General features: G+C 59.6%; 11 protein-coding genes. 4 read left to right on the top strand and 7 right to left on the bottom strand.

Annotated elements, in window-relative coordinates:
• From ASD76_RS16885 to ASD76_RS16915, 7 genes are all read right to left on the bottom strand, one after another.
• A partial coding sequence (locus tag ASD76_RS16885; RefSeq protein WP_156457785.1) for a DDE-type integrase/transposase/recombinase occupies positions 1 to 331 on the bottom strand: 331 nt, incomplete at its 3' end.
• A 531-nt stretch (positions 332 to 862) separates the two neighbouring features.
• Complete coding sequence (locus ASD76_RS16890; protein ID WP_055926000.1) at positions 863 to 1762, bottom strand: HNH endonuclease; 900 nt, start codon at positions 1760 to 1762, stop codon at positions 863 to 865.
• Complete coding sequence (locus tag ASD76_RS16895; protein WP_055926008.1) at positions 1759 to 3930, bottom strand: AAA family ATPase; 2172 nt, start codon at positions 3928 to 3930, stop codon at positions 1759 to 1761. The genes ASD76_RS16890 and ASD76_RS16895 overlap by 4 nt, the downstream gene beginning before the upstream one ends.
• Positions 3927 to 5279, bottom strand: a complete 1353-nt coding sequence (locus ASD76_RS16900; protein WP_156457786.1) for a hypothetical protein — start codon at positions 5277 to 5279, stop codon at positions 3927 to 3929. The genes ASD76_RS16895 and ASD76_RS16900 overlap by 4 nt, the downstream gene beginning before the upstream one ends.
• A 190-nt stretch (positions 5280 to 5469) precedes the next feature.
• Positions 5470 to 7110, bottom strand: coding sequence for a phospholipase D-like domain-containing protein (locus ASD76_RS16905; protein WP_200943138.1), 1641 nt, complete (start codon positions 7108 to 7110; stop codon positions 5470 to 5472).
• A 76-nt stretch (positions 7111 to 7186) separates the two neighbouring features.
• Positions 7187 to 7366 (bottom strand): hypothetical protein, encoded by a 180-nt coding sequence (locus ASD76_RS16910; RefSeq protein ID WP_156457787.1) that lies wholly within the window; start codon positions 7364 to 7366, stop codon positions 7187 to 7189.
• Positions 7367 to 7413: 47 nt separating this feature from the next.
• Positions 7414 to 9111 carry a PKD domain-containing protein gene (locus ASD76_RS16915; protein ID WP_055926020.1) on the bottom strand — a complete coding sequence of 566 codons (1698 nt, stop codon included), beginning with the start codon at positions 9109 to 9111 and terminating at the stop codon, positions 7414 to 7416.
• 783 nt (positions 9112 to 9894) lie between these two features.
• On the opposite strand from ASD76_RS16915, the gene ASD76_RS18395 reads away from it, so the two are divergent.
• The 4 genes from ASD76_RS18395 (at position 9895) to ASD76_RS16930 (ending at position 12760) form a co-directional block, all read left to right on the top strand.
• Positions 9895 to 10281 carry a hypothetical protein gene (locus ASD76_RS18395; RefSeq protein WP_156457788.1) on the top strand — a complete coding sequence of 129 codons (387 nt, stop codon included), beginning with the start codon at positions 9895 to 9897 and terminating at the stop codon, positions 10279 to 10281.
• Between the two features lie 66 nt (positions 10282 to 10347).
• Positions 10348 to 11058: a trypsin-like serine peptidase gene (locus ASD76_RS16920; RefSeq protein ID WP_162249694.1), complete on the top strand. Its 711-nt coding sequence runs from the start codon at positions 10348 to 10350 to the stop codon at positions 11056 to 11058.
• 1 nt (position 11059) lies between these two features.
• Positions 11060 to 12016 carry a hypothetical protein gene (locus ASD76_RS16925; RefSeq protein WP_055926027.1) on the top strand — a complete coding sequence of 319 codons (957 nt, stop codon included), beginning with the start codon at positions 11060 to 11062 and terminating at the stop codon, positions 12014 to 12016.
• A gap of 348 nt (positions 12017 to 12364) precedes the next feature.
• Positions 12365 to 12760: a hypothetical protein gene (locus ASD76_RS16930; RefSeq protein ID WP_055926030.1), complete on the top strand. Its 396-nt coding sequence runs from the start codon at positions 12365 to 12367 to the stop codon at positions 12758 to 12760.
• The last annotated feature ends 39 nt before the right edge of the window (positions 12761 to 12799 follow it).

The following is a 12799-nucleotide window of genomic DNA, read 5'->3' on the forward strand; positions in this document are numbered from 1 at the left end:
CCTCCCCTTCCTGGTCGACCGCCCGCCACAGGTAGTGCATCTCGCCGTTGATCTTCACGTAGACCTCGTCGAGATGCCACTTCCACTGCCGGAATCCGCGCATCCGGCTCACCCGCTGGCAGCGAACATCAGCGGCAAACAGCGGGCCGAACCGGTTCCACCAATGCCGCACCGTTTCGTGGCAGATGTCGATCCCGCGTTCGAACAGCAGATCCTCGACATTCCGCAGGCTGAGCGGAAAACGGACGTACATCATCACCACCAGGCGGATCACCTCAGGTGAGGAGTTGAAGTAGCGGAACGGGCTGGCCGGCTTGCGAGGACGAGGCATGCGGCAGCCCTATCCCTGGGACCTTACCAGCGGGTGCATTTTCTCTGACAAGGCCCAGTCAATTGATGCGCGGCTTGTTCGTGAAAAGCTCTTTGACGCTGAGTGAGGCCGGCCAGGAGCTCTGGCCACACCTTCCAGCAAGGCATGTCAGTTGGTTGGGATCTTATGTTAAGCGGGGTTCGAATCCCGGGGGGCGGGAGAGGAAGACGCAGACGTTCAGGTCCCTCGTCCTCGAGACTTCTTCAGCAGTCTACAACGCCTTTTACACCCAGCGACACCTGACCAGCCGTGCAGTACTCCGCAAGTATCGCGGAGAGGCCTTTTGCGTCTGGAAGGAAGCCCCGCGAGCCGGAGTAAAGCGTCAGCGGCTGCAGCTGTCGCTCAACAATTTAACCTGACAGTTCTGATTTCCAATATCGAGGGATACCGGCGTCATTTTACTCCAGATCTTGGCATTAATGCCGAATGTGCTTTTGGAAAATTCGGCTATTCTAGGGCTAGCGATAGGCTTCACGAGAAGGAGCAGCGTATTTACCAGTTTAGGTCCACCTTCAGCTGCGCAAGAAATATAGACACCATGCTCGAATAGGCCTGGTCCGGTTGAGCCCAGCTTTCGATTTCCAGCCAGCGGCGTCTCGCCCGATCAAGCGCTTTCGCTTTGGCCTGGGATGTCGTCGCCTCTGCATAGTCGTCGAGGTCCTCCTTGATGAACTCACTTTGGACGCGCAGCTTCTTCCAGAGCATCGAGCGGGCATCGACGAGCGCCGACCGGTTGAGGCCAAACACGTTGATTGAGGTCTGGCCAAGAATATCGGGAGCCGCGGCGGTGCCCGTCGCGACAGCAAGGCAACGGCCATACGCGTCGGGGGCAAAGGTCACGTGATTCACTGGGTCGACCTCGGTGGGGTTGATCAGAGTTGCGTCCTCTGTTGCAAAAGTGATCTGCTCCGGCTGGAGCCGCGCGCCCCGGACTGGAAAGGCGTCCTTCTTGCCGGCGTTGGTGCGCCTTACCTTCTGCCGCTCCTTCTCGGCTTCCTCGTGGGTCATGCCTGGTGTCACGATCACTTGGCCGCGCATCCGATTGCAGTCGATACAGCTGTAGAGAAGATTGTTCCAATCCATCGCAAGCCACCAATAGCCTTGGTGAGCTTTATCATCGAGCACCGCCGCCTTCGGACGAAAATGCTCGATATCGACTGGGCCACTGGCGCCATGATGCGTCTCGCAATAGGCGCACTTGTTCTTGAAGAGCGTCTCGATCGCGATTTTTACGTCGTGGCCCTTATACGCGGTGAACTTGTAGGGCTTCTTCGGCTTGTCCGGGGGGGGTGGATAGTGGGCCCGCGCGAGGGCCAGCTCGCCGTTGGCACTTGTCATCGCAGCGATCAGCGACGGTGGGACCGCCACGGTTGCGCGATCGACAAAGATCATGCGGGATCGCTCGCCGGGCGAGCCTCCAGGATTGCTTTCAGCGCCGAGACCGCCTCGCGCCGCGCCTCCTTGCGCTGGTCGTTGTTGCCGCCTTCTCGCGACTTGAGGTAACTGTCCATTGCTTCAGCCGCGAGCTGTTCTTGCGGTGTGTCGCCAAGCGACGCTGCGCCCGTCAGCTTGTCGAGCGGGGAGACCGCCGACGGCGGCGGGCCTTCAGCGCTGGTGCGGTCAGCTTGCTGAGCAAGCGCCAATTCGACTTCGGGATCAGCCGTGCTGGCCAGGCCGAAGAAATCCGATGTCAGCAGTTGTTCGGCTCGCAGCCCGCGCACGTCGGGGAGTTCCTCAAGACGTTCGATTTGCTGTTCGTCGTCGCGGATCATGACTTGTACTTCGCCATTTTCCATGCCGCGCAGGCACAGCGGATCGTGCGTGGTCACCAGAAACTGGACCTGAGGAAGCGCCTTTCGCAGCGCGCTCATCACCCGCATTTTCCAGCGCGGATGGAGGTGGGTTTCGATCTCGTCGATCATCACCACCCCGCGCGCTTCTGAGAGATCGGCCGCCGCTCCCATCATTCCGTGCATGATGTCGACGGCAGTGGCGAAGAGTGAGCGATAACCGTCGCTATGCTGCTCGATCGACACCTCCAAATCGCCGGTCTTGATGGTAACTCCAGTCTCCTCGTCGAGAAGCAGCTCTGCCTCATCGGGCAAGGCGAGAACCTCGCGCAGTGCGCGCGCCACTTCGCCAAATTGATACACCGGCTCGAGAGTGCGCAACCACAGGTCCGGATGCGGCAGAACCCACATTGGGTCGAAGAGCCCGCGGATACCACCGCTGTGGGCCCGCCGCCTTCGGCCCTTGAGGAAGAAACGGCGCGAGCCGTAGGCGAGGACGTTGGCGCTGGGGGCTGGCGTTCCCTCGAAGGCCTCGCCGTTGATCGGCACTATCAGTTCGGCGTCTGGTCCCTCGTAGAATTCGATGTGCACCCTCGCCGGTTTAAGATCGCGCCCGGAATGGCGGGGATCGAGGCGGCGAATATAATCTTTCGGCTTCAGGCCCAGGGTGTTTGCGATCTCGGCGCCGACGAGCGCCAGGGTGACGGCTTCGAGGATCGTGCTCTTGCCGGTGGCGTTCTCGCCAAGAAGCATGAGGCATGCTGCCGCGCTGCTGTCGGGCCGTCGCGGCGGCATCTCGAACGTCAGCTCCTCTATGGCCCTGAAGTTGTTGATCGTGACGCTGCGGATCGGGGGGCTGAATCCTTGCCAGCCCGGGCTCTGCGCCACTGCTTTGCTGGGCGGGGTGACGCCGAACTCCCGTGGCGAGGCGAGTTCGTCAAACGCGGCCTGCAAGGTCTTGAGGTCAGCCTTTTGATGAAGGCGCGCCAGCACGCCGCGCGTGTCGTCAAACGGGAAGGTGAAATGGTCGATCCGTTCGGCAACCGCCGTGGCATAGTGGTTGCGAAGGATCAGCATGGCTCCTGCGAAAGGGTCGTGGGACCCGCCCGCATCCAGCATCAACGAGAGGATAGTGTCCGGCGAGTTCGCGGCGCGGACCCGTACGGCGAAGTGGCCAAATACCGCTCCACGCGATGAGAGGAGGTCAGGTCGGTTGAGCTCCAGTATCGCAATCGTAGCGGCCCCCCGCTTGGTACGGGGATGGCATCTTCCATCCAGCGTGAAATCGAGATGGCGCTCGGGTCGATCGTAACCGGGATCGAGTAGTTCGGGGGATTCCTGCGCGCGCACCTGATCAAGTGCCGCGAGGAGCGGCGCGCGACCACCGCGCAAGGGGAAGAGCGAGCGCTTGCGCTCTTGGCATTTGCGGCAGACGAGCAGGAGATTCTCCCATTCGTAGGCTAGCCAGCTGTAGTGATGCGGGAAACTCTTGCGCGCGCTTGCCGCATTGGCTGGCGGTCGATGCTGCTCGACATCGACCTCTTGCGGCTTCATGTCTTCGCAATAGGCGCATTTGCCGTAAAAGAGCACTTGCAGCGCCTGGCTCACCTCGTCGTTCCGAAACAGTTTCTCATTGATGGGCGCGCGGCGGGAGGCGAGCTCTTCGGTCGGGCGGCTCAGGAACTCGGCGATCTCGGTCCTAGCCTGGACCGCGGAATCGCTCTGGAGAATTTCAGGGGTCCGCACGGTGCCATGGACAACTCGTCTCATGCGGTATCTCCTGCTTTGGGCGCCGGCACGGGCACAATCCTCTCGGACAGCGCCTCGGCGCGGACGGGCTGCACGTCGGCCTGTGCGCCCCACAAGGTAGCTTCCGTGTGGCCGCGCAGATTGAGGGCCCGGCGCAGCGCGCGGATATTGGGACCGCGTTTGGCTGGGTTGGACCAGTAAGACAGGTGGCGGAAGGACGGGAAGCCGATGGGGACTCTAACGTCACGAACCCCCCTGCCGAGCTGGCTTGCGACGGGGCCAGAGATGAAGTCACCGATCGCTCCCAGAACGGTGGGGTAAAATATATTGGTCCACACGGTTGGACCGAAGACCGCAGCATGGTGTGGGGTTCGTGCAGCGCCATCCGCCGGATAGGAAAAGCGCGGCGGTTTCTGTTGCTCGAACCGAGGTGGGTCGGTTGGCGCTTCGCGCAACGCCTTGCGCGCGTTGAGATCGGTCTCGTCCTTGCCAAGCAGTACGTCGGCCTTGGAAAGCGGGCACCCTAACGTCACAAAATCGCTCACCAACCAGAGCGGCTCGCCCTTTGCGGAGTTGAGCTTAGACAGCGCTGCAAAATAGGCTCGCTGCGCCTCGCGATAGGCGGTGAGCGCATTGGGGGACGATGCCGTGCCGACCAATTTGTCCGCGGCCGCCTCCAGCGCCGTAAGCGTCGTCATGACAACTGATTGGGCGACATGACCGGCGACAAGGTCAGTGTGTGCGATCCGACCCCAAGCGTAGTTGAGCACGTCGTAACCGATGACCGCCCCGAGCGAATGGCCCGCGACGATGATCCGGTCATAGTCGCCAGTTGCCTTTATCTTGGTGAGTAATTCGATTCCGGCCTCGCGGATTGCTTGACGACTGGCGACATTGCCGGGCGCAGGACTGAGATATCTCGCGGCATCGCCGGCGGCCGGGCGCAACCATAACGTCGAGAACAGGCCGCCCCCAGCAGCAATCAGTGCCCAGGTCAGCGGTGGCCAATCGAAGGGCCTCATTTCGGGTTTCATCTGGGCGAACACGACGAGCGTGGCGCCGCCTATCAGGACGACGAGGCCAAAAAGCCAGCCAAGCAGGAGCCGGCGTGGTACGCGAGCCGGCGAACGTATCAACAGCCGGATCAGCCAGCCGACTACCGCGCTCAGGCTGTTGCCCTGCATGAGATGGGCCCAGTAGAACTCGAAAAAGTCTGCCCGCCGCCCGTTTGCTCCGCTCCACAGTCGCGTGGTGATGCGGCGCAACTCGAAGCTGCCGGTGATCTGATCGGGCTTGGAATAGATCTGAATCGGACCCGGCGGAATTATTTCGGGATCGCTGGACCAGGCGGCTTCGACGAAACCGCGCAAGGTATCCATCGGCCATTGCTCGCCTATGCCGTGAATGACGACCACCGCTGTCTTCATGGCGCGCGGTCCCTTGGTTTCAGCTGGCAACACAGCGTCGATCTCTTCCGTTGGCTTTGCCACCTTGCCGTCTCCTCACCCGTCCCACCGCCGAGAGCGTTGGCGGCGACAGCGCGTCTCTCCCGAACTACGATCACGCGAACAGTTCCCGGTCGCGGATCTTCCGCGGCACCGAGTAATAGTCAGCGAACCAGCTTACCTCGCCGGCAGCGCGGGGTGGGCGACGCAGGGCCAGTGGCCGTCCGGCATCCTTGGCTTCCTCGCGCGCAACGCGGAACTGATAGTGATCGAAGATGCGGAGCGCCTCGACCATGTATGACGTGGCGATGCGCCGGTCGCGGAAGAGAAAGAGATTCTCTCCGTTTTTGGTGTCGGCAGGAATCGAGAAATTATACGAACCGAGATAGACGCGCGCGGTTGGCTTGTCGAAATCGAGCACCAGGAACTTGTGGTGCATCCGGGTTCCGCCGCCGCCGGTCGGCTCTTCCTTGAATGGCGGCGGCGCCTTGTTGGTGAGGGCCGAGGGGCGCATTGGCGCGATATTCCCGCTGGGCTGCAAGAGTTCGAGCCCTCCCACCTTCCGGTCGGATATGCCGTAAATGAAGATATCATCGCGCGGCATGACCGTACGGATCGCATTCTGAATGATCCCCGGCGTCTGGAAGAGAAAAGCGAGCGAATAGAGGATCGATGACTTGGCGCCTTGCTCAATGTCCTTGGCGATCGTCGCAAGCAGAGCATTGTCCCCAGCATGCGGGGAGAACGTGACCTTGCCGTCGATGCCCGGCAAGCCGAGATCGTGCCAGACCGCCGAACCGCTCGAGCCGAAATCCTTGGCGCTGTCGCTCGCCCAATAGTTGTCGAATGCCGTCAGGAATGGGGCGATGGCCGCTGCGCCCTCGACGATAACGGCGTTGTTCGCCTGCACATAGAAGCCGCGCCAGCTGTAGTTGGTCGAACCACCGATTGCCTTCTTCACCGTGGGCCCATCGACGATGATCATCTTGTTGTGCTGGAGCTTGCCCATGTGTTGCCGTCGCACGTTCGCCGCTCCGGCCGTCACCGCGAGCCGACCGGCCGCGATGGATTCGCCGGACGTAGGTTCTTCGTGCGCGCCGTCGTCATCGATGAGTATCTTGAGGCGTTGGTCGAGTTGCTCGAGCCTCGAAACAATCTCGGGCTCGCTAAGGTCATAGGCGATAACACGGACCTCAGCCCCGTCGGCGATGGCTTCATCGAGCGCCTTCAGAATCTCGCGCCGAGCCTCGAAACCCATCCATGCGAGCGCTTCGGCCGCCTTGGGATGGGTCGGCGTAAAGTTCAGGCCCTGATCGGACTTGGGTGGCAGTAGCGTCGCCATTGCCCCGGGGGTCGACGCATAGCGATCGACGAATGCCTGCGATGAGACGAAGCCGCGCGTGAAGGTCACGTTGAGTTGGCCGGGATAAGTGTCGCGCATGAGCGTGATCTGCGCTTCCTGCGCGAGCCCATAGCTTAGCTCGTTCGCCACGTTCATGAAGACCGGTGTCACCCGGTAGGTGAACAGGCCGTCAAGTTCGGCATTGCGCGGGAAGTGCACCCACCGGAACTTCTGGATTGGAGAGAGCATCGATGACAGCCTGGTCGGATCGATCTTGCCGGCGCCATCGAGGAAGCCCAATCGGTTCTTCAGATCGAAAAAGCGATCACCGCCCGGCTCTCGATACTGGATGGCGAAGCCCGCAAAATCATTGGGCGGCGTGCCGTTTTTCCAGTTCATCGCGAGGAGCGCCATGCCCTCTCCCCGGTGGAGCTTTAAAGAAAAGAGCGCATCCGCATTGTGGCCCACCGCCTGGAAGTCCAGTGCCATACTACCCACCCCTCAGTGATAATTTGGAAACGGCAGCGATCCGGTAAATCCTGCCAAGTCCGGCTTTGAACCCGTCCTTGTCTATCGTGCCCCGTGGAAGCTTCAGGTCGAGCGCTTCGACATTGATGGTCTCGTCGGCCGAGCCATTGGTAGTGATCAGTCCGGGCGCCACATCGTCCATGGACGTCTCCCTCATGTCTGGACTCAATTGCCCCAGGAGTTCCGTGCCTAGGACTTGAGCAAGATCTGAAGGGCCTTCTGGATACTGTCCGCGACCTCCTGCGGCTTGGGTGCAAGCTCATAAATGTCCTTCCGTGCCGCTGCCCTCACGGGATTGATCAGGAGGTCACGGGGAATGCGCCGTGTCGGAATCTCGCTGACGACGTGGGAGAGCTCGCAGAGCTTCTGGAAGCGGTCGGCAGTGCCGCGCGAAACACCGCTAACAGTAGTTTGGGACCGACAGGCCGTTCCGTCGGCGAGCGTCACTTCCACCGCCACGGTTAATGTCTGCGGATGCAAGGGGATCGAGGAAATCGTGACGATGTCGCCAGTTGCCGTCTTGCCGTCTGATAGCGTCCAGACAATTCCGGTAATTCCTCGTGCGATGACAGGCGCGAGGTTGACCTGGAGCCGAACCGATTCCCCAGCCACCTTCATGCGTGCACAACCGAATCCCGCGCTTGCGTCAGGGTCAAGGAGTTCAAGGCGCGGGTTTACGCGATAGGGCAGTCTCGTTGAGGGCACCCCGGAGGGTTCGGGGACGGAGCGAGCGACACGGTGACCGGCAATCGTTGAATTCAGCATGGCCACTGCCTCAAGCATGTGCCAGCCTTCCGGCATGCTTGCTGTCGAAACGCCAAATGCGGAACTGGTCGCCCCGGCAAGCGGCACCGGAACGGCCGGGCTAGCAAAGGCCATACTGGGCGCGATCACTCCTGCGGCCGAATGCACTCCCGGACCGATGTCTGCCAGGGCCCAGGGCGTTTCATTGCGGAAAGCCAAGCCTATCGACGCCTGCTCACCTCGCACGCCGTAGTTGGGCGGAACCGCAACCATGGGCTGGCTTAGCACGACTGCGGGAAGAGGATGCTGGAAGCGCCACTTGCCGAGCAGGATGCCGTCGCATTTCGAGATCTGAGTACCACGAGGAACGATCGAGATCGGCGTGTCCGACAGGTCTATGTCGTAGATGACTTCCCGGTCTGGTTGCTCGTTGTCATAAGTATAGATCGTGCAGGTGTCGGGCCCGTGACGTTCGACAGCATAGCAGACCACAATGTGGCCGATGGAATCGGACTTCCACACCAGACTGAGCGGTACTGCCGTTCCGTTGCCGAGGGCGGCGTCCACCTTGTCAATCTCTTCACGCGTCCGGTCACGCAACCAATCGCGCCCCCAGTCCCCAAACACCGACGCGACAGCTTTCCAGAGGACGATGCTCGGAGTGTTGTCGAGATGGCTTTCAATCTGGCCATCCCAGATACGTTTGCGCAACCGGCTTTCCAGGGAACTGGGGCTGTTGGGATCGAACACAGGATTGACCGAGGTTCCTCTGGGGAGCACCCACTTGAGGCAGTGATAATCGAGGGCCGCGGCAGTCATTCCGCCGCAAAGATTGTCCTGGCCGTTTCCCTTGACCATTGCATCTGCGACCGCGGTGACGATGTCCTCGGCGATCTTGGGAGCCGCCGCGACGAGAAAGGGACCCGCCAAAGCAATGAGCGGCAGCACAGGGCCCAGTGCCAACCCTGCGATCGGTGCGATGGCCGGCGAAGCCGCCATAACGATTGGAGTCAGTGCCGCCGCGGCCACCGGCAATGCGCGGTTAATGATGCCCTCAATTTCGTTCCGCTCGCGCTGGTCGAATGACCAGTTGTTCCTGAACGCGAAGCCATCAACGTCGGGCTTAAAATCCACTCGGGCCATCGGCGTTCTCCACTTGTCGAATACAACGTGCACTGTCCGGCAGCGTCGACCTGTTTAAGTGATGAGCCAGCGTAAATTTGGAGAAATACGCTCACACGAATGACATTGCTTGATAACTAATTAGGGACCTGTCGCTTAGTTGATTTAAAAGCTGATCAGAACTTAATTCTTTATTGAGTAACTATCTTTTCTCAATAAAGATGAAGTCAATAAGCGATCACAGAACGCCTCTCGTTGCGATGATCTACGGACAAGCTGACTGACGCTCATCTCGTCAACTGAAGCACTTCGAGACGCAGTCCGGTCGTGCTTCTGGTTCGCAGCGGCGACGTTCGATAGAAGTGTGACCTCTTCCTCGGGAAATACACAATCCCCGGGAGGCAAGCTCATGTCAAAGTTCTTTGAAACGCTATACAAGAACCGGCGATCGAACGCCGCCTTCCACACCCGCATCGAGTCCTCCTGTGTATTCGCCACCTAGAGACGCGACTCGAAGGATCGCCTGAAGCAAACGCCTAAATCAGTTTTAAGTCAATCTTGGTATTGCGTCCAAGGTAGTGGGCTCAATCGATTATATGGAGAGGCCCGCAGGCAACCTGCTCCGCTATGTTAATAGGAACAGGCGGATTCGCGCAACGATCCGGCGCCCTAACGGCGCCAGCTTTGCCTGAACTTGTCGCAAAACCTCATCTCGACATCATGGGAGATGGGCGTGGTGGTTCAAAAATTGAGACATGACGAATAGTTCTGACGGATCCGTGAGAAAAGACTCGCAAAGGTCAATTGATCGACCAACAGTTCGGTCAGACCGCTCACATTGCGCCATTTATGGCACAAGTGCCGGATCCCCGGTTCGCATTTGCCTTTTCTTCATCGATCATCTCCTCGATGAAATCTGCCGTTGGCGGACGCCGTGCGATACTGCGCAAGTATTGCGGTGAGACTTTTTGCGTCTGGAAGGTAGCAGAGAGCCTGAGAAATTCGGCAGGTTCTGCAGGTGTGGCTCAACAAGTTAACCTGACAGTCCCGGGCACAGGACACAAACCCGCAGAGAAGAGTAGTCCTCGGCATCTTATGCAAGAATATTTTGCGCTTATAAATGGATCTGCTATGCTAATAACAGGTGAGCACAAGAAAATCGGATGGAGAATTATTTCAATTCTAAATTAATCATATGGATAATGGGCGGTCGCTGAATTGAACTGACGATTCTTTTCGCAGTAGGGAGGCCGCATGATGCCCCGTGACGACGATCTGCGCTTTGATCCAGACGCGCCGCTTGGCCCCAAGTTCTGGAGCACCGGACCGGTTGATGACCGGCGGCGTGTCCGGGACGCCTCGATCAGGCCGCTCAATTCCATTTGCCGGCTGATCGCCCCTGGCCCCCTGCTTGGAAGCGGTACTGTCATCGCGAGGCGAGCCATTCTTACCGCGGGGCACAATCTTCAGGGTGTGGCGCACACACGATGGCATATCGATCAGGGGTTCAATCAGACACCGCAGTATTACCCGCTCAAGGGCGCGCGGGAATTCCCCCACCCGCGATGGTCGGGCGCCCGCGATCCGAACTTCGACATCGGCCTTGTGGCGCTGGCGGAAGATGCCCCGACGAGCTTTCCGTCTTCAGTGGTGTCGGAAGATGATGCAGACGCCAGCATCTATGTCTGCGGCTACAGTCTTGACGATCCGAACTTTCAGCGGTTCGATGTCGGTTCCTTGACAAACGCCGAGGGCAACGTTGCCGGCCACACCTGTGATACTGCGCCGGGACAAAGTGGATCGCCGGTACTCGCTTACGACAACAACAGTACTCGCCTGATCGGTGTCCATGTTTACGGCTACGCCGAGCTGGACGATCTCTTTCCAGGGCCAGTCAACAAGGCTGTCCTTCTGGTGCCTGAAATAGTCGAATGGATAGATGGCATCCTTCAGGGGTCGGAGAACTGATATGTCACAAGCCGGATATCTCGCCCTCGGAACTGCCGTTCTTGCCGGCGTGCTTTCGGGCTGCCAGCCTGTTGTCAGGCCGAACATCGAGGCGGGAAGTACCACACCCAGTGGTCTTGCCACGCTGCAGCAGGTGGAATGCGATGCTGTTGACAGGGGCGCGCCGCTCCCCGTTGCCTACCAGGGCATGCACTATGTACCCCAGGCGGAAGAGGCCAAGGAAATCGCCGGCCTGGCCGCCGTCCTGCTGACCAGTCTTATCGGCAAGGGGGTCGATCTGCTTGGAAGTCGCCTGACGTCGCGCGGTGAAGAGCGTACGCTCACGCTCGCGGCCCAGATGAATATCAGCGATTATCAGATGCAGGTTTCGTGTTTCGAATTGTGGAGGCAGGACGGGCTTCTGGTCAGATTCGCGTTGCTTCCCAACGTCCGCCAGATCCAGGTCGGAGATAAAGGGAAGAATACCGACTACACCATACTCGAGGCCAAGGTCGTTTCTCTGAATTACCCGCGTTCGATCGACCAGAGCAGCACGGGCGTGCGCGGCCTGGAGCTGAAGATCGAGGGTCTGCACGCGAATGAATCCGACCCGGTATCGCAAAGCATTTCGTTCGGAAACGTGGAGGTCGGAGCAAACCTGGTGAGTATCCCCTTCGACAACAATCCTTTTACGTCCGCCTACTTCCAGAGTCCTTTTGTCAGGGAGGGCGAGGATCCGGGCGAGGCGAAGGCCCAGCCTCGCGTGGATCCAAATTTGCCCTTCACGCTGAGGGTGGAACTGACAGAGGTTCGCAACGCGAATGAGCTGTATAAACTCGGCGGTGAGGTGCTCGGTGACAACAGTGACGCGATAGCCGAAGCCCTCGTCAAGGCGTTGTCGAGCAAGGAGGAAGCAGCCGCCTCCGGCGGCCCCGATCCGGTTCCGACAGAGCAGCCACCGGGTGGCGGGAACAACTAGCGAGGGAGTTCTGACGATGCCTTGGTCGAACGGAGGCTTCCTTGACATAATTCCCGATTATCATTCCGGATCAGCGGTTCTGGTTGGATTCGTGCGATATCAATCGCCAATAAGGTGATTTGTCTGATCAGGATGCAGCGAGCCTGTCATCCGGCATATTCCGGCCTGGCCAATTCCAGTACCAGTTTACCGCACAAACCCAATTATCGGGGATTCACCCGATTGTTGAGTGAAACGTCTGGAACCTATTCGATGAAGTCGAGGTAATCAGGGCCGACCATTCTTCCGCTGGCCGTCGGCAGTAAATGATTCCACGCTGAAGGAATTGCACTAACCCGGGAGAAGCCCATGAGCGGACCATTCGATGCGATCGTGGGCCCCATCAGGGACTTTGTCCTCGAACATCCCTTTCTGTCGAAGCAGGTCTACATCGATGGGATCGAAGTCACTCAGTCGATCCAGTACTACGAAGCCGACAAGCACCTGACCGATCCGGCAGATCGCGGCCCTAACAATTCCATACGGCTGATGATGCACAAGCCCGCGCTGGTGCGAGTGTACATCCGCAACATGCAGGCGCCCGCGGGTACCCGGATTACCGGTCAGCTTGAGGTCGCAGGCACGTTCTGGACCTATGAAACACAGGTAACGACGATCCCCTTCAACCCGATTGCGCCTGGTTTCGCACCCGCGGCAAGGCCGACAAGCTATGCTGGAGAACGCGGCTCGGTGCTGTCAGTCTAACCGCAACTCGTCTCCACCTGACGCACTTCGAGCCTGGCT

It is taken from the genome of Altererythrobacter sp. Root672 (genome assembly GCF_001427865.1).
In the GTDB taxonomy this organism is placed as follows: domain Bacteria; phylum Pseudomonadota; class Alphaproteobacteria; order Sphingomonadales; family Sphingomonadaceae; genus Croceibacterium_A.

Excerpts from the sequence above, each read along its gene's own strand:
- ASD76_RS16930 (WP_055926030.1), top strand. The coding sequence starts at position 12,365 with ATGAGCGGACCATTCGATGCGATCGTGGGCCCCATCAGGGACTTTGTC.
- ASD76_RS16925 (WP_055926027.1), top strand. The coding sequence starts at position 11,060 with ATGTCACAAGCCGGATATCTCGCCCTCGGAACTGCCGTTCTTGCCGGC.
- ASD76_RS16915 (WP_055926020.1), bottom strand. The coding sequence starts at position 9,111 with ATGGCCCGAGTGGATTTTAAGCCCGACGTTGATGGCTTCGCGTTCAGG.
- ASD76_RS16920 (WP_162249694.1), top strand. The coding sequence starts at position 10,348 with ATGCCCCGTGACGACGATCTGCGCTTTGATCCAGACGCGCCGCTTGGC.
- ASD76_RS16895 (WP_055926008.1), bottom strand. The coding sequence starts at position 3,930 with ATGAGACGAGTTGTCCATGGCACCGTGCGGACCCCTGAAATTCTCCAG.
- ASD76_RS16890 (WP_055926000.1), bottom strand. The coding sequence starts at position 1,762 with ATGATCTTTGTCGATCGCGCAACCGTGGCGGTCCCACCGTCGCTGATC.
- ASD76_RS16910 (WP_156457787.1), bottom strand. The coding sequence starts at position 7,366 with ATGGACGATGTGGCGCCCGGACTGATCACTACCAATGGCTCGGCCGAC.
- ASD76_RS16905 (WP_200943138.1), bottom strand. The coding sequence starts at position 7,110 with ATGGCGCTCCTCGCGATGAACTGGAAAAACGGCACGCCGCCCAATGAT.